The organism is Mesorhizobium sp. M0998, assembly GCF_040318885.1.
Classification (GTDB): Bacteria; Pseudomonadota; Alphaproteobacteria; order Rhizobiales; family Rhizobiaceae; genus Mesorhizobium.
Genome location: NZ_JAMYND010000060.1, coordinates 1 through 24,815 on the forward strand (window position 1 = coordinate 1; position 24,815 = coordinate 24,815).

A 24,815-nucleotide genomic window follows, 5' to 3' on the forward strand; every position below is an offset into this window, starting at 1 on the left:
CGCTTCAACAGCAGCAATCCTTCAAAACAGAAGCGTCATCCGCAAACCGGTGCACCAAATGCCGCGTCAGCGGCTTCGTTCAATCCTGAATCTCAACAGGCCTTAGCCGAGACCCTGGGTGCACCATCAGCTGTGCGGCACCGAAATCCAAATGTTGAACTCACCAAGCTCAGTATGCCGGTGAAGGTACAGATGCGCTGCTATCGCGTCGGCCATGTGGTCGAAACACCGGATCTTTTTGACGAATCCAATCTCAGCCGCGGCAGTTCTCCTGATGAAGTCGGTTGCTGTTGCTACGACGAGAAACCTCCAATCGGCCGTTCAAGCCGCGGCTTCCGAAATCGCCGGATGGGCTTGAGACCTCGACCGCCACCAAGTGAGGTAGAGGGCGATCAGCCATATGACCGGCAGAAGCGTTAGCAGCGATGCCACCGCGGCGACCGTCGGGTCGGCCTCGTTGCGTATGTTCTCCCACATTTTCAGCGGCAGCGTGTAAATTGAGAATCCGCTGACCAATGACGTGATGACGACCTCGTCAAAGGAGTGGAGGAAGGCGAACACGGCGCCGCCGATGATGCCTGGCCGGATCAACGGAAGGGTGATCCTCCTGAAGGTCTGCAGCGGTCCGGCCCGCATGCTCTGGGCGGCCTGCGCGAGCCGTCGGTCGAAATTCGCCAGCGTCGCCGACACGATCACGACGACATAGCCCATTGCGCCAATGCTGTGCGCCAGGATCATGCCGGTCAGGCAACCGATCAGACCAATATTGATCAGCCCGAGATAGGTCGCCACTCCCACGACGATGACCGGAATGGTGATCGGTGTCAGGATTACCATGGTCAGGATGCGGCGTAACTGCGGACCGGCGCGGCTGAGACCGTAGGCGGCTAGTGTGCCAAGTATAGTCGACAAAATGGCAACCGCGATGCCAATCTGAATGCTGGTCCGGGCGGCGCCGTACCAAGCCGGATCGCCGACAAAGGAACGGTACCACTGCAGCGAAAGGCTCGAGGGTGGAAATTCCAAAAAGGCCCCGGAGCTGAACGACATGATGATGACGACAACTTCGGGAAACAGGAGGAAAGCCAAGACGAGCACCGCGAACGCCGGGCCGGCGATCTCCGACCAGCGGCTGCTGCCCCTCGCCTCGTAAAGATGGGCCGTCCAGCGCTTCGCCCGATAGGGTATGGAAAGTTCGCTGAGGTGGCCTTTCAGCGAGGCGAATGAGGGCAGCCGAGACAGCCGGGGCTTCCGCGGCTGCCGCCCCGCGCGGCTCTGACTACCGGAAAGGTCGAGCCCTACGATCGACAGCACGACAACGGCGATCGCCAGGAGAAGGAAAGACGAGGTCGCGATGCTGGCCACGTCGAAGGACGTCTGAACCTGAGCCGCGATAAAGGTCGACAGCATGGCATCCCCCAACCCGCCAAGTGCGGCCGGCGTGATGTAGAAGCCGAGACAGATCACAAAGACTAGTAGTGAGCCACTGCGCACGCCCGGCAGGCTGAGGGGGAAGAAAACCCGCCAGAAAGCGGTGAACGGCCGCGCACCCATGCTGCGCGCCGCCGAGCTCAGCGACTTATCGATGCCGATCATGACGCTGACAAGAGGCAAGATCATCATCGGCAGCATGATATGAACCATGCCGATATAGACGGCCATGCGGTTAAAGATAAGTTCCAGGGGGCTAGAGATGAGGCCGAAGTGAAGCAGCCCATTGTTGATCAGGCCATTGTCGCCGAGGATCACGATCCAAGCATAGGTGCGCGCGAGAAAGCTGGTTAGGTAAGGGATAATGACGAGCACGAGGAGCGCCATGCGCATCCGCTTCGATGCGGCCACGATCAGATAAGCCGTGGGGTAACCGAGAACGAGGCAGATGATAGTCGCAACGGCGCTTATTTCGACCGTCTGGAAGAGCACGCGAACATTCGCCGACTGGCCTAAAAATGCCTGGTAGTTGGCGAGAGAGAAGGCCGGTGCCTTGAGGCTGCTCAGGAACATCTGCACGGCCGGTATGCCGAAAATGACGAGCAGGATCGCTAGGCCCGGAAGAGTGAGCACGATGGGCATTCGGCCCAGTTTCTTAAGCATTTGCATTCGCCTTATCCCTCTCGGCGCGTTACGCCGCGACGAAGCGGATGTCGGAGCGCAGCCAATCGAGCCGCACCTCGTCGCCGGGTCGGAAAATCTGCTCCCCCGAGACGACATGCTGGCGCACGATGAGCAGGCTCTCGCCCATCCGCACATTGTATCTTCGCAGCGGCCCGGCATAGACCATGTCGTCCACCGTGCCGATCACGGACTGGCGGCGGTCGGCATCTGCGCGCTTCGGGGCCGCCTGCGCCGCGATACACATCCGCTCCGGACGGATCATGGCCACGGTGCCCGATGGCTGCGCCGCATCGGATTCCACCTCACAATTGAGATTTTCGAGGATGTTGGCTTCGCCAAGAAAATTTGCCACGAAGCGTGTCGCCGGTTGGTCGTAAAGGGCTTCAGGCGTATCGGTCTGCTCGATCCGTCCAGCACGCATGACGATAATACGATCTGACAGGGTGAGCGCCTCTTCCTGATCGTGCGTGACGCATATGGTGGTCTTGCGGAACTCCTTGTGCAGACTCTTGATCTCGCCCTGCATCTGCTCGCGAAGATTGCGGTCGAGCGCTCCGAGCGGCTCGTCGAGCAGGAGGATCGGCGGATCGGCGATCAATGCGCGGGCAAGCGCCACCCGCTGCTGTTGGCCGCCGCTCAGTTGCGACGGCATGCGGCCGCCCAATTCCCTCAAGTGCACGCGATCAAGGATGCGATCGACCCGCTTTTCCCTCTCGCCCACCTTGATGCCACGCATTTCGAGTGGAAATTCCAGGTTCCGGCGCACAGTGAGATGCGGAAACAGCGCATAGCTCTGGAAGACAATGCCTTGGTCGCGCCGATAGGATGGCACTGCGGCCACCGACTTCCCAGAAATAAGGATGTCCCCCTTGCTTGGCGCTTCGAACCCGGCGAGCAGCATCAGCGCAGTGGTCTTGCCCGAGCCGCTCGGACCGAGAATGGTCAGGAACTCGCCGCGACGAACGCTCAGCGATAAGTCTTTGACCGCTACGACCGCGCCATACATTTTCGTAACGTCCCGAAATTCAATCTGCGTGGGAATTGAGCTTTGCTCCAATGTGTCATCCTCGACAGGTGGGACGGACGTTGCTGAAGGGCGGTGGCCGCTGCGGCCGTGTGCGTCGTTGACCGGATCTTCAGCAGGAAAATCCTGCTCCTCGTAAACGCAGGTGTCGGACATAGTTACTCCATCAAAGTAACAGAGGGTCGGCAAGCCGACCCTCTGAATCGTCGTCGCCTCTCAAATTAAATTTACTGGTCTGAACTCAACGGAGAACCCAATCGCCCCAGCGCTCGCTGAGTCGCGCCCCATTCGTCTTTCCATCCGATCCGACTTCACCGTACCATTTGCCATTTATTGCAAGGCTAATCTTCAAATAGTCAGGATGACTGGCGAGTTTTCGAGCCAACTCGTCCGGAATCACTTTGAAAGCGTTTAGGTTCGTTGGGCCATAGTTGGTGAGCTGGGCGTAGGCCGCCTGGCGGTCCGCGCGCGTCGCAAATTCGATGAACTTTTGAGCGCTTTCCGTGTTCGGGCTGCCCTTTGGGATCACCCAATAATCCCAGGTGATCTTGGCCTGATTTCGATTGATCTCTATCGGTTCGCCCTTGTCGATCAACAATTGCGCCCGGCCGTCATACGACATCATAACGTCGCCAATTCCACTGCGCATCAACTGCTGAATCTCGGACCCATTCGACCACCATTTGCGGATACTCGGCTTTACCTTGTCCAAGCTAGCCAAAACCCGGTCGATATTCATCGGATAGATACTATTGGCGGCGACGCCATCAGCAAACAAGGCTTCCTCCCAAGGGCCTTCGTCTCCCCATTGACCTGACACGAGGAGGCGAGCGCCAGGAAACTTCTTGACGTCCCAGAACTCCGCCCAGTTGGTTGGTCGTGGTTTGTCAGCCGGGAACTTCTTTGTGTTCCACACCATGACATAGCCGTAGACAAGGCTGCCGACACCAAAGGGCTGCCGGGCGAAGTCGACGATGCCGTCCAGCTCTTGCTTTTTGTAGATGGAGTAATCGATATCCTCCAGGAGCCCTTTTGCTGCTGCTGCAATCGCCGCGCCCTGGGACAGAGGAGTCACGTCGACCGTCACGTTGTTCGACTTCACCATCAGCTCAAGCTGCGCCGGCAGGAAATCCTGAGTGATCGCGGTCACCTTAATTCCGGTCTCGGCTTCGAATGGCTTTGTAAAAGCTTCGATGCTCGCTTTCCCCGCGTCACCACCGTAGACCAGGATTCGCAACTCCTTCGATTGCGCCGAAGCCTTTTTGGCAAAGGAAGGCAGCGCCCCCACCGCTAGAGCGGTCGACGTAGTCTGCAAGAAACCCCTGCGATTAATTAGAAATTTCATTGTCGTTCTCCCTCTTTCTTGTTCTCCCGCAGACCATTAGGGTGCGGATTTTCTTCACGTTGCGTAGTCACGCGACGACACCGTCAGATGGCCAGGGCTGTCTCTACCAGGTTCACCCAGTAGCCGATGCCATAAGGCAGGGCTTCGTCGTCGAAATCATAGGCCGGGTTGTGCAGCGAAGCGCTCGGGCCATTCCCAAGGCCGATGTACGAACCTGGCCGCGCCTCGAGCATATAGGCGAAATCCTCGGAGCCCATGGAAGGCTTGAGCTTGCCGTCAACGGAAGCCGCGCCCACAAGATTGGACGCAGCCCTTATCGCCAGATCGGTCTGGTCTGGGTGGTTGAAGGTGACAGGATCGTGGCGACGATATGTGAACTCGACATCGCCGCCAAATGCGCGCGCAATACCTTGAGCACATGCGAGGATATTCCGCTCGGCGCAATCCCGCAGGCCAGGCACGAGAGTCCTGACGGTCCCAGCTATCTCGGCATGTTCGGGGATGATATTATAAGCTTGGCCAGCAATCAGCTTGGTGACAGAGATAACCAGCGAGTCCAGTGGGTCGGTCTTACGCGAAACCAGTGTTTGCAGGCCGATGATGATCTGTGCAGCAATGACAATGGGATCGACGTTCTGATGCGGGGTGGCCGCATGGCCGCACCTGCCCTTGACGATGAGGTCGAAATCGTCGAGGGCGGCCAGCATCGCGCCATGGCAAATGGCTAATTTACCGATCGCCATGTCTGGATCATTATGCATGCCGAAAACCTGCGAGATGCCGAAGCGATCCATGATCCCTTCCTGCACCATCTTCAGGCCGCCAAGGGCTCCTTCTTCCGCGGGCTGAAAGATCAGCGCCACCGACCCTTTGAAGTTCCGCGTGCCGGCAAGATATTTTGCGGCCCCGAGCAGCATAGCCGTGTGGCCGTCATGGCCACAGGCGTGCATCTTGCCAGGTGTCCTGGAGGCCCAAGGCTTGCCGGACGCTTCCAGTATCGGCAGAGCGTCCATGTCCGCCCTCAGCCCGATAGTCGGGCCGTCGCCGCCTTCGCCGTGGATGAGGGCGACTATGCCAGTTTCGGCGATGCCTGTTTCGATGTGATTGATCCCGAATGAACCAAGCTTCTCGGCGACGAACCGCGCAGTGTTCTCCAACCGATAGTCGAGCTCGGGAATCTGGTGCAAGTAGCGGCGCCACTCGGTCGCTTCGCTTTGGAGGTTTCGGAAAGTATCAACACTGTTCATGTACACGCTCCCAACTTCTCTTTTGGGACACAATTGCGACGGCATCGGTCATTTATGATTAGGTGCTGGGTAGCCTACGTCAAATCCCGTTTTTGTATCCTGGCCATCTCCGAACGAGATGGTCCATAGCCAAAAGTGCCGCCACCACTCTTCACACCAGCACCCCTTCTAATCCTTAACACCTGCATAGGAATCTGGCGCCAACTCTGATGACAGATCATCCGCCTGCAGGATCACGAATTGAGATTTCAAGATGGCGCGAAAGCACGACACCTTTGTTCGCGCGAAATGCCACGAGATGTGCCGGACAGAGATTGTTAAGACAAAACAATGCCCGGAAAAGTACATCCGACGAGAACCCGCAGGACATGATCCCCGGTCGGTGTCTATCTGTCTGTTATGATTGCTTTTGGATGTCTCTTACAGAACACATTGGCGACGGCGGGACATTATAGCGTTGGTGCCCGCACTTGGCGCTGCAGCTCGAATCGTAGCGGACCTTGGGCTTAGCTGGGACGGCAGCAGATCGGGCGCGCGGCGGTCTTCGAGCAGTCCTTGGCCTTGCTTGTTGCAGTGGCTCACCCAGAGAAAATAGGCAATGTCCTTGTGCCCGTCCATAGGGACGAACGATAGATTCACATCCACTCCTCAAGACGGCTCGCGGCTCAGCTCGGGTTCTACCGACATGTCCGAGATGAACAGCCACGCGTCAGCATGGTCGCCGAGGTCAGTCGGGCAGCTACGGTATGCGCTGACACTGGACTACAGGCGCGAGTACCGGCCACGACCCAACCACAGGACTGAAAAACAGATTTCGTCCGTAGCCTTTCCGTTCGCACCATGGGCAAGGGTGATAGTCAATCTGGCCCGCCCCTCGATGTCGAACAAATTCGTGTTTAGGAGAGTGACGCCATCAACATTCTGCGGAGCACAGTGATATCGTAGACTGGCAACTGCGTGATACGACGGATCGCCGGCGCGACCAGCGGAAAGCCAGCGCACTCGAACAAAATAATCCCTATATCGGGGTGCGCTGCTCTTAGTCGCACAATGCAAGCGCTAACGTCCGCCTCCATCGCAGCGACATCAGTCGGGGGCGCCGGATGTTTCCTCTCATCGTGCCAATATTTGCTTCCCTCAATGCCGCCAACTACAATTCTCGCCTTTTCGGCCGGATCCTGTAGGCCGAGCAGATCCTCGTCGAAACAAGTGGAGTCATATGTCAGCACTGCAATTTTCGTTGAGGGCGGAGACTGACGGATCAGCGTCGGCAACAGAAGAAGGCTCGACATCGCCACAGGGACATGTACCGACGAGGAGACAGCCGTTTGATGCCTTATCGTAAAGCCACAGTTCGAGCTTATCGCGACGGCTCCTCTCTCGACCAGCCGCTTCGCTGCTGCAACATAGGCTTGCTCAAGTGCCGGGTCACCGCGAACGACTCTCTCCGCCCACGCTCCCTCTACGGTTTCGGTAATGACCGCAGAATCAGCAGAGCCCGCACCTTGGACTGAGCCAAAGGCATAGGTCTCCTCAGTATCCCGCCCCTGGTCAAGCTTGAGAACCCCGAGAGATCGAGAGAGAAGCGCCGTCATTGCTCGAGTGTCCCCATTGCCAGGTCTGGATGGCCTAATCCCGCGATCGATGCTCTGATAGAGAAGACCCCAACAAATTGCGGTCGAGCGCTCTCCATCGCTTGAAGCACCCTCTGCTGCCTGCGCTTATATTCTGATAGCGGGAATGCCGGCCCGGTTAGAGGGATCGGCGAGAAGGTCGTGGCCATAGCTAGTCACCTCATTGTAGGGGCGTCAAACCGCGCCGGCAGCCCCAAGCGTGCCAAGATTCGCCGGTTCGTATCCGTTTGGTTGGCCAAATGTCAGCCGAGTGACCACTTGTGTCAAATGAAGATTTTATATCATTGCCATCTGACAAGGAGATGGTTGGAAAGCTTGTAAGCCGATGGGGTTCAACGGGATTCGTGCCCTATCCAAATCCTTGGAGCATGACCTTTGCCGATGACGAGGAGACCAGTAACTTCTCTGGGGTTACGCGGCGCGCAGAAGGGGTGGTTTGCGCTTGAAAAGTGATGGCACTTTCGGCTCTGGCTGTCGGAATTGTGCCCGCAGTCGATCGCGAAGCTCGCCGCTCAGATCTGCCGTCCGGACCTGCATCAGTATGTGAGCACGTTGGAAGGACCAGCGCATCTGCTGCTTCTTGACCATCCGCTTGTCGACGAGCGAGTTCACGGCTGATTCGGCTAGGGTCGAGGCGAGGCGAAGGCCGGCCCGGTAGCGCTTGCCATAGTTGACGATCGCTCCGCGATTTGAATGAACATGGGTCAGGAGCTGCGAGCCGAGGCTATGGAGCCGTACCATCGGAAACGGGCTTTCTCCCTGCCAATCCTTCAGTGTCGCCAAAAACCGTTCCAAGTCGCGGATCGCGCGATCGACGGGACCGTGCCACAGACGCCACTTCACGGCTCTTAATGTCCTTGTCGATGGGGGGAAGCGCTTCGAAAAGGCGCCTATGGTGCGCTTGCGCCCGGTCGGATGCGTCTCGGTAGACTCAACCGGCAGGAATTCGGCGAGGACCCTTGCTGCTTGCCGATACGGCCAGCATTTTCCTAGCCGCGCCGTCAGCTCCATCAGTTCGGGCGTTGCCCGATTCAGGCAGATCTCCTTCAGCGGTGTGAAACCAATGACTATGACCGGATTGCAATCCCGGCACAGCATCCAGCGGGCATTGCGCACCTCCACCGTTCCAAAGACAGTTGGATCCGGCGTGGGCCGGAACGCCTAACAACCCGTATTCGACCCCAGAGAAATTACCGATCTCATCGTGACGGGCCGCCGCATTCTCGCACTTAATGCGGTGCGACCGCCAGGGATTACCTCACACTTGACATACAAGAACTACTTGCTTGCACGCAGTCTAAAAAAAGAACAGTTCCCTCCGCTACGCGGATGGCCATGAGCCTGTCGGCCGCATTGCGCAGGCTCAAGCGGAAGCTGCGAATGCCGAAGCGGGCGAGAATAGCCTTAATGCGGTTGATGAGCCGCGTCTGCTCACCGACCAAGGTCTGTCGCTCGCGGTTCGGCCGCCGCGCGTCCTCTTCTTCGAGCGTCGGGATCGCCGCCATACTGCAATGGCCCTTCTCACCACGCAGCTAGCCGAGAAAGGCGCGCATCAAAAGCTCCGGGTCGAGCCGATCGGTCTTGGCACGCCGGTGCTCACGCGACGCCGCAACGCGGCAGGGTCGATGGCATAGGCCTCGACGTCGCGCGCCCGCAGCCAGCGCGCCCGCCAGAAGCCATCACCGGCCGCCTCGTAGGCGACGGCGATCCGCTTGATCGCATGCCCGGCCTAGCCGGCTTGGTCGCGGCAGCGCCGCAGCAACAACCGCGGCAATCAGCCACTTCGCCTTGCTCATTTCGATGAGGGCGGAGATTGTGTTATCCTGTTCGAGAGCGGTAGGGACCCGTTTCCGTCAAAAGACTGCGACATGGAGCGCCTCCTTCTGAACACTTGGTTCAAACAGCGCCGAAAGATGCCACACCCTCGCCGCTCGCCCCAGAGCATCTACTCAGCGGGGCACGACCTGGCAATCAGCTTGATATACATTATGGTACTTTGCGTTCGAGAGCGACAGGTTCAACAGACCAGGCCTCGACGCGCTTTGTCTCGCGGGCGTCTTGATCACTGCCGGATGTCGCGGCTTACTCTTTCCATCGCTTCAGCACGCCGGAGGCACCAATCTGACATAAGCTCCGGATCGAGTGCAGGGGGTGGGCTCATCTTTCTGGAGCGACGGCAGCGGTGGAGCTGTTCCTCGCCAAAGAAAGATGGCCCAGGCGGCTTTCGATCGCATATGCCACCGCAAGAACGGTCGTATCGGTATAACGCGCACCGACCAGTTGGAGCCCAACGGGCAGCCCTTGATCATCCAGTCCGGAGGGCAGGGACGCTGCAGGCTGCTGTGTCAGGTTGAAGGGATAGGTGAAGTGCGTCCAACGAAAGCACCGAAGATGCTCATCGACTTTGTGGCGCGCTGGTGCTGAGCCATGGTGACGAAGCCCTACAGTTCGGTATCAATCCTCCGCGGCCACCCCTTCATTGCCGTCTACCACGGTGAGGTCAATACGAGGAAGATCTACCCAGCTTCCCAGCCTTATTGAGGTCTTCCACTGGCTCCGACGGCCGTAAAGGGGGTGGACGGGGCAAGAGGACAAGGGTGGTCTGCACTGCGATCGCCCGCGAACTGGTCGGCTTCATGTGGGCCGTGCCCGGGAGACGCAAGCAACCTGATCTGGTCGCCGCAGCGACATACATCATTCGCTCATGGGCGGAGGCGGGACCACGCCAGGGGAATGCCCGTCAGACGCTTTGTGGCCGGTCGATCGTTCGCCGGGAACGAGGCCAAGATAACCCATGAGCTGGCGCGTGCTCTCGAACGGCTGTACGTCACCAACCTCGGTGGCGAATGTCACGGCAACGATCAGGTCTACGCCCCTCAGGGTCTGCAGCGCCCGCACGATCGGCGCCAGTGACCAGGTCGGAACGAACTCCTCGATCACACCTCAAGTCGCTCGACCCGCTCTTTCGAGACGCGGACTGCTTCAACCATTTTCTGAAGCGCGATCTGATGCGCCGGATGATCGAACGGTTTTTCCTGCAGCCAACGCAGATAGCGCATCGACCAGCCTTTCCTGCGAGGATAGATCCGTCCGTGCTTGAGCATGAAGGCGCTCACATGCTGCCGGTGGACGCGAAGCGTCTCGACTGCGGCCGCCCGGCGCGGACGAGATCCCGCAGGGCTTCGTGACCTTCATCTGGGATCCACACTGCCGTCAGTTCGCCGGCGCGCAGCAGTCGAGCCAATGCAAGAGCATCCCGGCGGTTCGTCTTCACCGATCGCCGGGCGTCCTCGGGATCAGCGACGTGGCGACTACCATGATTCATGGCCGAGCGAACGGATCAGCCGATAGAGACCATAGCCGGTCGGGCCGGCCTCGTAACAGAAATACACCCATCGAACTTGGTGGCGATCCGCTGGATAACTCGGCGCATGCTCGTATCCGATGCGTCGACCTCGCCGAAGAAGCGAACCTACTCCCTCCCGGCCAGCATCCGCAATCGCGATGGCGTTCCTCAGCTTCGCGAAATCAATTCCGACAAATGCTTTCCTATAATCTGCCACGGCTCGTCCTCCTGTGATGAGGATCGGCTCGGACCGCCCGAGCAACCCTCGGACGCGCAGTGTAGGGCGAGCCACCTCACCGGCAGAGGCGGCCATACGGTCTTACTTTTCAGAGATCGTACTGTTTCGACAAAAGGCTGAGCAAGTCGGGGATCTGCTGCCAAAATCGCTTCGACTGACGCTCCAGGCACGTTCTGAGAGATGACAGGCCATTGGTAGTTGTCGGGGTGGCCGAGGTCACGCGGGATAGGCTCCTCTGAAGCGGGCTCATTCCAAACATAAGATACCTAGAGTGGGCGTCTCCGCACTGATCCCTGTGATATTGGTCGTCATTTTGGTAGCGTCTTCAATAGCGCTCTAGAAAGATAAGCGGCAATTCGCTTTTAGCTTGCCGCCGGAGGCGACGCATCTGCTTATTGGACTTGCTCGCCAACAGGTGAACGCAGTCTACTCAGCACAACATGACCCGCAGGTCGCCAAACCCGCGTTGAGTTCGGATTCGGCTTGCAACAAAACTTACGCGCACCATCGGGGCTAGCCGAAGTTGAATCAGCGCATGGCGGCAGACAAATTCTGTGCTTAGAGCTGCCGCGCCGGCCGAACTCACTCGATCGCAGTCCGGCCGCTATCGAGGCCGCTCGGAGATTGTGCAGCACGGAGCGGCCTTCACTTCTCCAGCCAGCACGCCGACAAGTGCTGCGGCCCGACTTCGATGGCGGGCGGCTGCTCTTCCTTGCAGCGGTCGAAAGCCAGTGGGCAGCGCGGATGGAAACGGCAGCCCTTCGGCACGCGCGCGGCGCTTGGTACCTCGCCTTGCAGGGACGGCAGCTCGGCGCGATCTGCCTCGCCGCGAATGTGCGGTGTGGCGTTGCGCAGCGCTACGGTATACGGATGGCGCGGGTTGAACGTGATCTCGTCGGCGGTGCCGATCTCGACCACCCGGCCGAGGTACATGACCGCAATCCGGTCGGCAATCAACCAAGCGAGCGGCAGGTCATGGGTGATGAACATTAGCGCCAGACTGTGCTTGTCGCGCAGGTCCAACAGGACCTGGAGAATCTGTGCGCGTATCGAGACATCGAGCATCGACACCGGTTCGTCAGCCACGATGAGTTCCGGCTTGACGGCAAGCGCTCCGGCAATCACGACCCGCTGGCGCTGCCCGCCAGACAGCTCGTGTGGAAACCGGGCGAAGAAATCGCCGGGAGGATTGAGCCCGGAGGACGCAAGCGCTTCGCTCACCCGCAATGCGAGCTGTTTGCCATTATCGACCAGCTGCAGTGACCGCAACGGCTCCGCCACGATTTCGAAGACGGTATGTCGCGGGTTGAGCGCCTGATAGGCATCCTGAAAGATCATTTGCACGCGATGCCGGTAAGGACGCAAAGCCGAGAAGCCTTGTACCGACGTCATGTCGCGGCCTTCGAACAGCAACCTGCCGCCTGTGGGCTGGGCAAGCTTGGTGATGACGCGACCTACCGTTGTCTTGCCGCTTCCCGATTCCCCGACGAGGGCGACGATCTCGCCGCGTCCGACTGTGAGGTCGATCCCGTCTACCGCGCGCACCGGGCCGGCAGGTCGGCCCAGGACACGATCAAACAGTCCCCCACGGACCGGGAAATGGACCTGCAGGTTCTCTAAACGCAGGATATCGGCAGTGTCAGGCATGAGCTGCGACCTTGTCTTCTTGCGTCAAGGACCGGTGAAGGTGACAGGCGACGCGTCCCCGCCCGAACTTATCGAGGCTAGGGACTTCGGTCGCGCAACACCCAATGGCCGACGGGCAACGCGGGTGGAAGCCGCAGCCTAACGGTCGATTCATCAAGTTGGGGGGATCACCGGGAATGGGCCGAATTATCCGTTTGCCACTCGCTGGGTCCGGGATCGATTCGATCAGCAGGCGGGTGTAGGGATGCTTGGGCTGGGCGAAGATCTCGGCGACAGTGCCATCCTCGACGATTCGGCCGGAATACATGATCATCACGCGATCACACGACTCAGCCACCACAGACAGGTCGTGGGTGATCAAAATGAGGGCCAGGCTAAGCTGCGATCGCAACTCCCCTAGCAGCTTTAGGATCTGAGCCTGTGTGATGACGTCGAGCGCCGTGGTCGGCTCGTCACCGATGATGATCGAGGGGCGACACGCGAGCGCCATGGCAATCATCACCCTTTGACGCATACCGCCCGACAACTCGTGGGGATAGGCGGCGCCGCGATCCGCCGGAATGCCAACGAGGTCGAGCAGTTCTCTTGCCCGGGTGGTCGCCTCGGCCCGCGACATGCCGAGCTTAAGCATACACGGCTCGGCGATCTGCTTGATGATGCGGTGAACAGGATTTAGCGCATTCATCGCGCCCTGGAAGACTACGGACGTTTCGTTCCAGCGATGTGGCCGCATCGCCGCATCATCGTCGATCGGCAGTCGGTTACCGCGATAACGCACCTCGCCGCTGCTGACCCGAGCGTTGGGTGACAGCAGACCCGCGATCGCCATTGCGGTCGTGGTCTTGCCACTGCCCGATTCCCCGACGAGGCCAACGGCCTCTCCGGCTCGAAGCGCGAAGCTTACACTGTCGATCGCACGCGATGAAACGCCCTTGAGCCCATAGTCGACAGAGAGCCCGTTGACTTCCAGAAGCGGAGCCTTGTCCTGGGAGGAGTTTGTCATGGAATAACCCTCCGCCGTGGATTGAACGTGTCGTCGAGGGCATTGCCAATCAGGACGAAGCTAAGCGAAACCGTGAGTACGCATAGGCCGGGTGCGCCGAGGTACCACCAGGCACCCGCACTGGCAGCGCCGGCGCGCTGGGCGAGCGAAAGCAAAGTGCCCCATGAAGGCTGCATCGGATCGCCTAGCCCGAGGAACGAGAGCGATGTCTCGACATAAATTGTGCCTGCGACGACCAGAGCCCCATTCGCTGCGATTTGCGGCACGAGGTTGGGCAGGATGTGCCGTACCATGATGCTGAAATTGCTACTACCCGCAACGCGCGCACGATCAATGAATGTTCGCTCCTTAAGCGACAGTGTCTGGCTGCGAACGACACGGGCGACGAACGCCCAGCTTGTCATGCCAATGACGACAAGGATCACGAATAAAGAAGGACGGAAGCCAAAAATGTCTCCACCCCGCCCCATCACCTCGAGAACCACGGGCGTGATAACCAGGGCCAAAACGAAGGACGGCATGACAAAGAAGAAGTCCGTCAAGCGCATCAGCCAGACGTCAACCCTGCCACCATAGTAGCCAGCCGTCATACCGATCGTAGTCCCAACGACCAGGCTGATCACAGTTGCCAGCAGCGCAATCGTAAGCGAGATCCGGGCACCATGGACGACCAGATTGAGCACGTCCCGCCCGACCTCATCGGTCCCCAGCAGATGCTGGCTTGATGGGGATATGAGGAAATCGCCGGTTGCATTGATCGCAGTTTGGAGCGGTCCCACCAGAATATTGGGGACGGCAGCCAGCATAAGGAAGAACACCAGACATAATAGGCCGAGCTGAGCCCCACCGTGGAAAAGAAATTTGGATAGAAAGCCCTTGATTGCACGCGCCCGGCTACGCGGGGAATATCGAACAATACTTTCATTCATTACCGGACTCTCGGATCAAGAAAGCCGTACGCAAGATCGGCGACGAGGTTTGCAACAACGATCGACGCACCAAGCAACAGGAATATGCCTTGAAGGACTGGGTAGTCCCGTGCGTTGAGCGCTTCCACCGTCAGGCCGCCGATCCCCGGCCAGGCGAATACGGCTTCGACGGTGATGGCACCGGCGACGACGTAGCCGAGATTAAGGGTAATTAGAGTTACGACCGGTAGCATTGAATTACGGAATGCATGACGCATCAGCATCTGACCATTAGTGAGTCCCTTCGCCCGGGCGGTCACCATGTAATCCTCGGTGACTACGTCGCTCATTGCCGCACGCGCGACCACAACGTATTGGCCGACTAATCCAAGAGCCACCGCGGTGACCGGAAGCGCGAGATGCCGCAAGTAGTCGAGGAACCTATCAGCGGAACCGATGCTAGCGCCGGGTGAATAGATACCATAGCCCGGAAGCCACCCCAATGCGGTGCTGAAGGTCACCACCAGTATCATAGCAAGCCAGAAAGACGGCGTGGAGTAGAGCGCCAGAGAAGCTCCCGTGGCGATACGATCGACAGCTCCTCCTCTGCGCCAGCCCGCATAAAGGCCAAGCATAACGCCGCATGAAATGGCGATTAGTTGGGCTAGTCCAACCAGAGCAACAGTTGCCGGCAAGCGCTCCCAAATAAGGTCAGCGACAAGTCTGCCCCTGAACTTGAAGCTATAACCTAAATCGCCGTGGAAAGTTGCCGACAAATAGTCGACCGCCTGGTCTGGGAAGAGCGGCCGATCGAGACCCCAGTTCTGGCGCTGTGCTTCGATCTGCTCCGCGGTTACGGCTGCGCGCGCCCCCACCAGCAACAGCCTGGCGGGGTCGCCCGGAACGATTCGGAACAGGACAAAGTTCAGGATTGCCACCATCAGAAGCGTCACGACGGCCCTGAGGAGGATTTGCGTGATGTGTCGACTCGTCCGCCGCCCCTGGTCATTAGCAACCATCTTAAACCGGCCTCAGGCGATCGAGCGGAAAATACCCATTCGTGGACAGTATGTCCTGAGTCCCCCAACCATCGAAGCAATCCTTGCGATGGGCATCGAGCACGAAGGGGTAACATACCATGATGTAGGGTGCTTCGGTGTAGAGGAGGCGCGACGCCTGATCGACCAGCTCCTGGCTCTTCTTAAGGTCAATGGTCACTTCGATCTCCGAAAGAAGCTCGTCGAATCGCTCATTTGTCCAGTACGATCTGTTGTAGATGCCGATTTGCTTGCTGCTCCCCAAGCCGAGCAGATCTTGAGGCGTGGAAGACGTCCAGTTATTGGTGACGACAAGATCCCAACCTCCGCCGCCATCCCCCGGTGCTGCCGTGCGGGCATCGAGCGCGCCGGAGTCAAGCTCGGTCACCGATACGGGAATGCCAATTTGCCCCAACCAGCCAGTGATAAGCTGCACGGCCGCAACCGGAATCAACAAATTGCCAGAACCGGTTCCGGTGATCAGTTCGAGCTGGAAGCTGTTTCCTTCCTTGTCCTCCCGGACGCCGTCGCCGTTCGTATCCCGATAGCCTGCAGCATCAAGTCGGCGGGCCGCCTCGGCAAGATCGAAGTGGCGCCTGATATCGCTCAGGTCCGAGTAGTAATCGGCCGCCACCGGCACCATCGGTCCGACGCCGGGGTCGGCGTGCCCACGAAAGGCTCGATCGACGATAGCCTTCTGGTCGATGGCGTAGCCGATCGCATCTCGAAATGCGGGATCCTGCAGGGCCTTGGTGCTGCCTATCCCGTCCACAGACGCGGTGTTGAACGCCAGGTAGTTTCGCTGCTCGACTCGTGTCTCACCCACCTGGATGGCCGGATCCTTCGAGAGATCTGCCCATTGGGCAGCCGTCAGGCTCATGCCATAGTCGAGGCTGCCGCTCTTCAAAGCCTGCGCGATGGAATCGACCGTATTGAAGAAGGTGAAGATCGCGCCAGCCGTCGCCGGCCGCCCCGTGCGGAAATACGGGTTAGGTGTGAGGCTGACAAACTGGCCCTGCTGAAATTCCGAAACGATCATAGGCCCAGTTCCCACCAGAGACGGGTCGTTGCGGAAGGTGCTGCGCGCATCGGCATAGCTGATGTTCTTCCAGATGTGCTCGGGAACAACCATCTTCCAGCTTTCGATGGGCCAACGGGTGGGAACCTTGGTCACAATTTGAAAAGTCTCTTCGTCGAGAGCCGCAATGGACTCGACGTGTTCAAATCCGCTAGTGTTGTTGTAGCCTACGTTCAACTCGTCGGGCGTGCCCATGGATCCGCGCAGATAGCTATACGTGAACGCAGCATCTCTGGCCGTGGCAGGCTGGCCGTCCGACCACTTCATGCTGGGCCAGATCTTGAAGGTCCACGTCACGTTGTCATCGGCAACGGACCACTCCTTGGCGAAACCCTTCCGATCGGGGTAGCGCCGGGCGTCTAGGCCCACCAGCCAGTCGTAGGTGAAGACCCATGGCCAAAACGAGTTCCAGCTAGCAAAAGGGTTCAAGGTGTCGGGGGCGATAGCTCCGCCGAGGCGCACGATGTGATCGTCGCACGAAGAGGCAAACGCCCTTGAGCCCACCACCAAGGGTGCTGCCGATGCCAGCATCATGGTCTTCATCAGGGCACGACGGTTTAGTGACCAGTTATTCATTCTAACCTCCCATTCGAACTCTGATTAGGCTGCACCAACTTCAATGAGACCGCACTGCCATTGCCCCTTACATGGAGTTCCCTTTATTTCTGAGACGTAGAGTGTCGTGGTGGTCTCCGTATTGGCAAACATAGAATCCATATCGCAACTATCTAGGATCCAGATGGAGGTCGCCTCCCGGTTCCAAAGAGAACGAGGCAATTGCTTGAGGAGGCACGGTAGCCAGAAACTCTTAAGTCGTTCGTGATGGCGCACGAGGCGTCGCCAAGGCGCCGTCCAGCAGAAGATGGGCTCGACCACCCAGTGGCGGCGCAGGACCTTAGACCTCATGGTCGTCGCATGGCGGATGATCGACCGAAGTCGAGATAGACGGCTTTGGCCATGAGCTTCAGCCGGTGGTAGGCCCTGTCGGCCAACAGGTGCTTCACTCGATGTCAACGCTGCGGAATGCCGCTCAGGTCGCCTGAGCCCCTGCACTGTCGGTGATGTACCCGCAGCCAGAACTTGGCCGTCGTTGTGCTCGAACAGATGCCAGGAATCTCCTTTGGGCCGTCAGGCCGGATGCGAAGCGATGGAAAATGGTCTGTTCCCAGTACGCCCTGGTCGTGATCTTAAGCCAGATCCCGTCGAAGAAGACGAGCGGATAGACCGCGTCCGGTGGCCGGCTCTGGATCGTGCACCTCTTCCATGACGGTGTCGGTGAGGGCCGAGATCTGGTCCGGCGACAGGTCGATCCGATAGGGCCTTCTCCAGACGCCCGCGGATCTGGCGGGCACTCGCGCCGCGCATGCCTGGAGATGATGTCGTTGAAATCGGTAACCGCCGTGAGGTTTCTGCGATCAGCTTCGGCTTGAAGATGCTGGACCGCTGGCGGCATCGACAGCATCATATTCGACGTGCCCGTCGGAACCGATTTCCTCGAGTGGTCCTTGCGGCGATTGGCGCTCCGCCGCCGCCCGCTCCTGAAGGTGGTGGTCAAGCTCCGCTTCAGAATCCCCTCCCGAAGTCGCCGAAGCATTCGATTCCGGAAGGTTGCTGGCATTTATTTAGAGCCAGAGCTTAGACGGTGATCGTCAACTGCTCGCCGCTTGGATCCTCGGTCGCCGATGGCTCCACGGTCCAGCTTCCTCCAAATCGCGTGCGACACGGACCAGTGTAGCCTCGTCGCCAAAGCGGCCGACGATCTGAATTCCGATCGGCAGCCCGTCGGCACTTTGTGCCAATGGCAGTGATACCGAAGGATGCCCGGTGACATTGAACACGCCAAGATATTGATAGAGAGCAGCATCCGCTTCCAGGTATTCCTCGGCGGATATTGTCGGATTGGTGGTGCAGTAGATGCCGCCATGCTGCGGTGCCACGATTGGCATCGTAGGCGTGAGCAGAATGTCGAAAGCCTGGATCGACTCACCCACAAGAAACCGCATCTTCCGTAAATCTTCTAACAAATGGCGCGCATCATACGGCTGAGCATTCCGGCATAATTCGTGAACTTTGAAATTAATCGGCTCCAGGGTGTCCACATTGATCTCACGGCCCAAAGCCCGTGCGGCCTCTTCGAGAGAGGGAGCGCCGAGAATCCCTCGGCCGAGCAATATTCTGGCGTAGTCGGCGTAATGATATGGCGGCTCCATATCCCTCACCAGGTGACCCATTTCCTCGAGAAGGATAGCTGTCGTCTCGAGGACTCGAGTGACTTCCGGATCGACATCTACGGCGCCCCACTTGGTCCTTGCGACCCCGACAGTCAACTTGCCGGTGGGTTGCGCAAGTTGCTCTACGTAGGGACGATCCGGCTGGATGATGATGAACGGATCGCCGGGATGGGGGCCGGAAAAGACGTCCAGCGCTGCCCCCATATCGCGGACCGTCCGACAAACAACAAATTCTCGACTTATGCCGAACGATGCGTCCTGGTTGTTAGGGCCGCCCGAAACGCGTCCGCGGGACGGGTTCAGCCCGACAAGACCGCACCAAGACGCCGGGACCCGAATTGATCCACCACCGTCATTGCCATGTGCGATCGGAGTGATGCCAGAGGCGACAGCCGCTGCTGAGCCAGCGGACGACCCTCCTGCGGAGCGTGTCAAGTCCCATGGGTTGCCGGTGATGCCATTGAGAATGGATTGACTCATCCCGGATGAGCCAAGCTCCGGCGTCGTTGTTCTTCCGACAGTGCGGAGCCCGGCTTCCCGCGCTCGACGAAAAAAATAGCTGTCGGTCTCGGGACGATAGCCCTTGAACAGGCGGCTCCCATTTTCCTGGAGGCGCCCAGCCTCGGTGGCACCAATATCCTTCCGAAGGAATGGCACGCCATTGAAGAGCCCAACATCCGCGGCGGCAACGGTCTCAGCATCTTCATAAAACTCGATGACGGCGTTGACGCGAGAATTCACATCGTCGTGGGCCTCGCGCGCCAAGCGAGTCAGTTCCACAGGAGTCACTTCGCCCGCGCTCACGAGAGAGGCCAAGCCGGTGGCATCGTACCCTACGTATTCGCTCAGCTTCATATGCAGCAATCCTTCTCTTTGCCTAGTGTCGGCGGCAGAAGGTGCTGGCACGCATAAGCGATCACGAAAACCCAGAGCCGATTCCACAGCGGTCGTTTTCTAGCGGCAGCGCAGTGCAATTTCGCAACCTCTCGGACGAGGCCCACATTTGTTCCTGCGCCTCTGGCGGTCAAATGCTGATTTGAGATTTGACCCATCTGATAAACAGATGGCTATCGAAGTTGCCCCGCTGGTACATTCTTGAGGTCGTTATTCGGATCTGTTGCAACTCTTCGATTACTGGCGAGGCAAAATGCTGGACTATTTTCGAAGGGAGGGGATCGATGGGGTGCCAAGCGTCACAGATCGTTTCGAGCCGCCCGTAGCTGTTCAACAAGCGAAACAAAGCAGCTGAGGAGAAGCGAAGAGACGTAACCGCTATTCTCGTCTTTGACGGGCCCCGATCAATATCCCGAGGCAGGGCGATAGAACTCGGGGCACGAATCGAATAATCGAATCGTCCAATGCTACAATGCTACTTGACCTTTGGCTTGACGAAGGGCGCCGGCCTCAGGTTCCAGCCCCATGAGCAAGTTGGCGACCCCGGTGGTGTCCCGTCGCACAGACCTCATGCCGCTCAGCGTCACTTCATGAACCTGAAGATCTGCTTGGCAATGTCTGTAGCCATCGTGACAATGTTCCCCAAAGACGGTTCTCACCGATGTGCGACTTGGTGATAGCCACACCATGGCACCTTGAGGCCGGGATCTGACCCTTTGTGCTCAGGTGCATTTCAACCCTTCACCCGACCGCAACAGCGATAGGATATCTATCGGCGTGTCCACTGCTGGGGAGAAAGCCGAAACTCCTGGCGCAATGCCTCAGAATGGGCTCCACGAGCGGGAACGGGCCGGAATGCCGGAGCCTTTTCCGCATCGAAGATCGCGGCCGGTGCGATTACTTGAATATCTCCTGCCGGCGTGGATACGGGCACTCGCCGCAGATGTGGATGCTGGGATACATCCTCTATTTCGTTGAGACGGCCATAGGCGAGACCCGCAGCTTCAAGTTCATTCATCGCCTCCTCGCTCGCCATTTGCGCAAATCGATCTACGACGATCTCGTCCAATCTGGTCCTGTTGCCGAGACGCTCCATATTGTCGGCGAAGCCTGGACGACGGGCAAGGTCAGGTTGTTTCAGGAACTTCGCGCAAAAATTCACCCATTCACGATCGTTTTGGACTGAGAAGATTATATCCTTACCGTCGGCACAACGGTAGGCGCCGTAGGGTGCGAGAGATGGGTGGTTAACCCCCCCGCGTGCAGTATGATAGGCGCCATAATCGAACTGTAAGACGGGAACATTCATCCAATCAGCAATAGCATCGAACAGCGATACTTGGATACTCGTACCTTGGCCGGTGCGCTCACGTTGGAATAGCGCCTGCAGGATGGCGTTCAGGGCAGTCATCCCAGCTGAAATATCGCATACAGAGACGCCGACGCGCGCCGGCCCGTGCGTTGTCCCGGTTATCGCGCAGAGCCCCGTCTCCGCCTGCACGATGAGGTCATACGCTTTCAAATGCGATAGGGCACCTCCATCGCCGAACCCGGAAATATCGCAGGTTATAAGCCGGGGAAATCGCTTGCGGAGATCTGTGGAACCGAAGCCGAGCTTTTTGATGCTGCCGGGTTTCAGGTTCTGAATGAAGACGTCGGCCTCAGCGACCATCGCGTCGAGAACTGCACGGTCTTCGTCGACCGTCAGGTCGAGGCAGATTGACTCCTTCCCGCGGTTCAACCAAACAAAATACGCACTCTGGCCCTGAACGAGCTCGTCGTAATTTCGCGCGAAATCGCCTTCGGGACGTTCTACTTTGATGACACGTGCACCTGCATCCGCGAGCCGGGAGGAAGTATAGGGTGCCGCTACCGCCTGCTCGACAGCTACAACTGTAATGCCTTCGAGAGCCTTGTTCATGCGGATGCCACCTCAACATTCTGTATGGAGTTCCGCGAACGCCGGTAGTCCAGAATGGCGAGTAGCCTGCTTTGCTCATTGCCGACGATGGAGATGCCTTCATCGACGCCCATGCCAGGTTTTGCGAGCATCATGTCAGCCTGTGTAGCCACTGCAATGTTTACCGCAGCTCTGGCCGACAAGTCCGTCTCGGCGCAGCTTCCACCAACGTATGCACCGACTCCATTTTCCTTGCAGATCAGTACGGCCCTGGCCGTGTCAGCTATTGAACCAACGTCGGGCATCTTAATCTGAGCTAGATGGGCCGCTTTTGCTTCCGCAAAGAGCCGAACGTCATCAAGCGTGTTGCAGCGCTCGTCGACCACGATCCGGGCGTTTGTGCCGCGCGCGTCGAGAAGCGCAACGAGCTTGGCGTATCCATCTAGCTGCGCTTTGGTTGACCCGAAGTCTGCTGGGCATTCGATATGAAGTCTGTAATCGGGGACGTCGTCCGCTAGTCGCGCGATGAAGTCGGCGATCTTTTCCGGCTCCATGCCAATCTCGAGACCAATCCAGCCGTAAACGTCGAAATGCAGGATAGGACGATAACCGGGCTCTCCGATCTCGGCGGCGCGTCTGGCGACCCATTTTACGAACTCACGAAACCTCTCGCCTGAAGGCCCGAACTTTTCACGCGAGTTAATGAGACCATGAGGAAGCACATCGACAGACTTGAGGATCATCTTATCGATGTTGATTTCTCTCGAATCGCCACTTTGAGCGAAAATGGGGACAGGCCTTTCTGGCAATGGCAATGCGAATTCCGAACATATCACCTCGGCAAGCGTGGTCCGGGCAACATGCGCAGCAGCGCGAAGCAGAGCCTGGCTAACTCCATACTCCACCGCAAGCGGGAGCCGCTTGTTTAGATGATATGCCAAGACTTGATCGCAAGCGGTGAGGAAGTTGGAAACATCAACCGCGAGGAGTCTGGGAATGACGGCAGACCTGGTAAATGCTTCGAGCGCATCAATCTGGAACAGTGGATCGCGACCGGCGGCGCCTGAATACTGCACGCTCATCATGTCGCCCCAGACTATTACATCGTCCGACAACACGAGGCCAATGCCGAGCGAACGCGATGGCATTCGGATCGCCTTGAAACCGGGGGTCAGGGGCGCCCCAAGATACCGAAACCCATCATGGGCAGCGCCCGCCCGTATTGCAGCTTGATCGTCATAAAAAAAGCTTCCATTCCCGGGAGAGAGGATAACGTCTTTCACTGTCGGGAAATTTTCCATGGTCGTCTTATCTTTTAATCGGTGTCACGCAGAGTGCCAGCGACGGCCCGGAAATCGCGCCAGCCTTTTTACTCACTGAGCTGTTGCTCAGCCATCGCCGCAGTATGGCCAGCGACGACGTCCGCACACCAATATAATTTCTACTTCCTATCCATCTCGTTTCGAGATATCGTCTCAATCAAAGCGTTGGGAACAACGGTTTCAGGATCTCGCGCATGGCGGTTCCGTGCTAGGGGCGTGCATAATTGGACCTAAGACAGCTGAAATATTTCGTCGGCGTGGTGGAGGCGGGTAGCTTCACTAAAGCAGCAGCGCAACTGAATGTGGCGCAGAGTGCCTTAAGTCTTCATGTCCGACAAATGGAGGAAGAGTTTGGCACCCAGCTCTTGGTTCGCGACAGAACGGGAGTGACGCTTACGGCTGCTGGAACGAAGCTTATGCGCCACGCTCGAAGTATTTTACGCCAGGTTAACCTTGCTGAAGAGGAATTGACGAGTAAGGTAAAGTCGCCCTCCGGCGAAGTTGTGATCGGGATACCCTCTGGGGCAGCTCGCGTCATGGTGGCCGAGCTTCTCTCCCTAGCCCAGGAACGGTTTCCAAAGGTTTCGCTCAAGATTATTGAAGGGATGAGCGGATTGATCGACGAGTGGATGACCTCTGGTCGATTCAATCTCGCAATTCTCTACAAGACTGTCGAAAGTCCGGACACGTCCACACTTTTAGCTCGCGAGGAATTTTGCCTCGTGGCTCCCCCGAACCAGCCACCGTTCGAAAACACTGTTCGACTGTCTGATTTGCACGCATATCCATTGGCTGTTCCCATGCGTGTCAATAATGTTCGACGCTCGGTGGCCGATGTCGTCGCCCAGCACGGAGGCACGTTGGATGTGCGGTTTGAAGTAGATTCTCTGTCGACCATCAACAGCATGGTGATGGATGGAAAAGCCTATTCGATTTTAACGCCGTCAGCTATACAACGTGAAGTCTCTCTCGGCCAATTGCGTATGGTTAGGATTGTGGATCCAGTCATAACGAGGTCGATTGTTCTTGCTGTAAACCCGCGAGACGAACGGTCAGTTGAAGTGGCCGCAATACGTGCGCTGGTCCCGGAAGTCGTCAAAAAACTGACGCGAGACGGGAAATGGCCAGCAATTCTTGCTGAAGGCGAGCCAGCCCTTCATAAGTAATCTCGCTTTCGTTATTCTGACCTCCCGAGGATGACTTCTCAAATGTGAAGGCCCGCTTGCGCACAGCCAGCCCTTCCTCGGGGTAGAGAAGATATATGTGCCAATTTCGACGAAGCTGGCCATGCATTCCGAAGCGATGCCGGCCACCCATTCCAATTTTCATTCCGGCCGGGATTCCGGCTTGAAGCCGGCCACCTACGCCGGGCGGGGTCTCGAAGCGAACCTCGTATCCACGTTCCGCCGCGGCAGAACGGACGTCGCGCAGGAAGTCGGTAACGGCCGTGTAGCCGCCGCCATAGCCGAGGTCCTTCAGTTCGCGGAAAAGCCGGCTGCCAGTGAGCCCGGGATCTCGCGTGACCCGTTCGCGAAGATAGGCTGTGAAGGGATCGATCACCGCCTGACGCGGCTTGCGCGGTCCGTAGGCCGGAGCCTCGAGCCCGCGCGCAATGTATTTGCGCACCGTCTTGCGGTCGATCCCGCTCTCCCTGGGAATCGCCGACACGGACAGGCCCTGCCGATGCAAATCCAGTATCATCATCATCTCCCCGATCTTGATCACCGAAATCCCTCTCCCGACCATCAGGAGAAGCATCAACGATCACGCGTCGCCGGTGAACCCGCGCGCGCACCGGGACGACCGCCACCGCCCGAAAAAAGGGTAAATTAAAAAGGGACATGTT

General features: G+C 58.3%; 17 protein-coding genes and 3 pseudogenes. 2 read left to right on the top strand and 18 right to left on the bottom strand.

Annotated features, from left to right (window positions below; all coding sequences use genetic code 11):
• Positions 1-420, top strand: a 420-nt coding sequence (locus NKH59_RS30775; RefSeq protein WP_353024005.1) for a hypothetical protein, incomplete at its 5' end; no start/stop codon positions are given.
• On the opposite strand, the gene NKH59_RS30780 is transcribed toward NKH59_RS30775, so the two are convergent.
• The 17 genes and pseudogenes from NKH59_RS30780 to NKH59_RS30860 all read right to left on the bottom strand — a co-directional run bounded on the left by NKH59_RS30780 (position 322) and on the right by NKH59_RS30860 (position 22,948).
• Complete coding sequence (locus NKH59_RS30780; protein WP_353024006.1) at positions 322-2,094, bottom strand: ABC transporter permease subunit; 1,773 nt, start codon at positions 2,092-2,094, stop codon at positions 322-324. The genes NKH59_RS30775 and NKH59_RS30780 overlap by 99 nt on opposite strands.
• A gap of 28 nt (positions 2,095-2,122) precedes the next feature.
• On the bottom strand, positions 2,123-3,121 hold the full coding sequence (locus NKH59_RS30785) for an ABC transporter ATP-binding protein (protein WP_353024032.1): 999 nt from the start codon (positions 3,119-3,121) through the stop codon (positions 2,123-2,125).
• 259 nt (positions 3,122-3,380) lie between these two features.
• A complete protein-coding gene (locus tag NKH59_RS30790) occupies positions 3,381-4,484 on the bottom strand; it encodes an ABC transporter substrate-binding protein (protein ID WP_353024008.1) in 1,104 nt (367 codons plus the stop codon).
• Positions 4,485-4,567: 83 nt separating this feature from the next.
• Positions 4,568-5,731 (bottom strand): M20 aminoacylase family protein, encoded by a 1,164-nt coding sequence (locus tag NKH59_RS30795; RefSeq protein ID WP_353024009.1) that lies wholly within the window; start codon positions 5,729-5,731, stop codon positions 4,568-4,570.
• 896 nt (positions 5,732-6,627) lie between these two features.
• On the bottom strand, positions 6,628-7,326 hold the full coding sequence (locus tag NKH59_RS30800) for an aspartate/glutamate racemase family protein (RefSeq protein WP_353024011.1): 699 nt from the start codon (positions 7,324-7,326) through the stop codon (positions 6,628-6,630).
• 450 nt (positions 7,327-7,776) lie between these two features.
• On the bottom strand, positions 7,777-8,481 hold the full coding sequence (locus NKH59_RS30805) for a hypothetical protein (protein WP_353024013.1): 705 nt from the start codon (positions 8,479-8,481) through the stop codon (positions 7,777-7,779).
• Positions 8,482-8,618: 137 nt separating this feature from the next.
• Positions 8,619-8,870, bottom strand: coding sequence for a hypothetical protein (locus tag NKH59_RS30810; RefSeq protein ID WP_353024014.1), 252 nt, complete (start codon positions 8,868-8,870; stop codon positions 8,619-8,621).
• Between the two features lie 652 nt (positions 8,871-9,522).
• Positions 9,523-9,762: pseudogene (locus tag NKH59_RS30815) on the bottom strand (amidase family protein); the annotation flags it as partial.
• Positions 9,763-10,101: 339 nt separating this feature from the next.
• A pseudogene (locus NKH59_RS30820) lies at positions 10,102-10,928 on the bottom strand (IS110 family RNA-guided transposase); the annotation flags it as partial.
• A gap of 666 nt (positions 10,929-11,594) precedes the next feature.
• The gene (locus NKH59_RS30825; protein WP_353024016.1) at positions 11,595-12,596 is read right to left on the bottom strand and encodes an ABC transporter ATP-binding protein; all 1,002 of its coding nucleotides are present in this window, start codon (positions 12,594-12,596) and stop codon (positions 11,595-11,597) included.
• On the bottom strand, positions 12,589-13,599 hold the full coding sequence (locus NKH59_RS30830; protein WP_353024018.1) for an ABC transporter ATP-binding protein: 1,011 nt from the start codon (positions 13,597-13,599) through the stop codon (positions 12,589-12,591). Before NKH59_RS30830 ends, NKH59_RS30825 begins: the two co-directional genes overlap by 8 nt.
• On the bottom strand, positions 13,596-14,528 hold the full coding sequence (locus NKH59_RS30835) for an ABC transporter permease (protein WP_353024020.1): 933 nt from the start codon (positions 14,526-14,528) through the stop codon (positions 13,596-13,598). Before NKH59_RS30835 ends, NKH59_RS30830 begins: the two co-directional genes overlap by 4 nt.
• Positions 14,528-15,526: an ABC transporter permease gene (locus tag NKH59_RS30840; RefSeq protein WP_353024022.1), complete on the bottom strand. Its 999-nt coding sequence runs from the start codon at positions 15,524-15,526 to the stop codon at positions 14,528-14,530. Before NKH59_RS30840 ends, NKH59_RS30835 begins: the two co-directional genes overlap by 1 nt.
• A 1-nt stretch (position 15,527) precedes the next feature.
• The gene (locus NKH59_RS30845) at positions 15,528-17,198 is read right to left on the bottom strand and encodes an ABC transporter substrate-binding protein (protein ID WP_353024024.1); all 1,671 of its coding nucleotides are present in this window, start codon (positions 17,196-17,198) and stop codon (positions 15,528-15,530) included.
• A 1,073-nt stretch (positions 17,199-18,271) separates the two neighbouring features.
• Positions 18,272-19,708 carry an amidase gene (locus tag NKH59_RS30850; RefSeq protein ID WP_353024025.1) on the bottom strand — a complete coding sequence of 479 codons (1,437 nt, stop codon included), beginning with the start codon at positions 19,706-19,708 and terminating at the stop codon, positions 18,272-18,274.
• Positions 19,709-20,516: 808 nt separating this feature from the next.
• The gene (locus NKH59_RS30855; protein ID WP_353024027.1) at positions 20,517-21,668 is read right to left on the bottom strand and encodes a CaiB/BaiF CoA transferase family protein; all 1,152 of its coding nucleotides are present in this window, start codon (positions 21,666-21,668) and stop codon (positions 20,517-20,519) included.
• On the bottom strand, positions 21,665-22,948 hold the full coding sequence (locus NKH59_RS30860) for a methylaspartate ammonia-lyase (RefSeq protein ID WP_353024028.1): 1,284 nt from the start codon (positions 22,946-22,948) through the stop codon (positions 21,665-21,667). The genes NKH59_RS30855 and NKH59_RS30860 overlap by 4 nt, the downstream gene beginning before the upstream one ends.
• 245 nt (positions 22,949-23,193) lie before the next feature.
• On the opposite strand from NKH59_RS30860, the gene NKH59_RS30865 reads away from it, so the two are divergent.
• On the top strand, positions 23,194-24,135 hold the full coding sequence (locus tag NKH59_RS30865; RefSeq protein ID WP_353024030.1) for a LysR family transcriptional regulator: 942 nt from the start codon (positions 23,194-23,196) through the stop codon (positions 24,133-24,135).
• Between the two features lie 199 nt (positions 24,136-24,334).
• On the opposite strand, the pseudogene NKH59_RS30870 reads toward NKH59_RS30865, so the two are convergent.
• A pseudogene (locus NKH59_RS30870) lies at positions 24,335-24,694 on the bottom strand (IS21 family transposase); the annotation flags it as partial.
• Positions 24,695-24,815 lie beyond the last annotated feature (121 nt).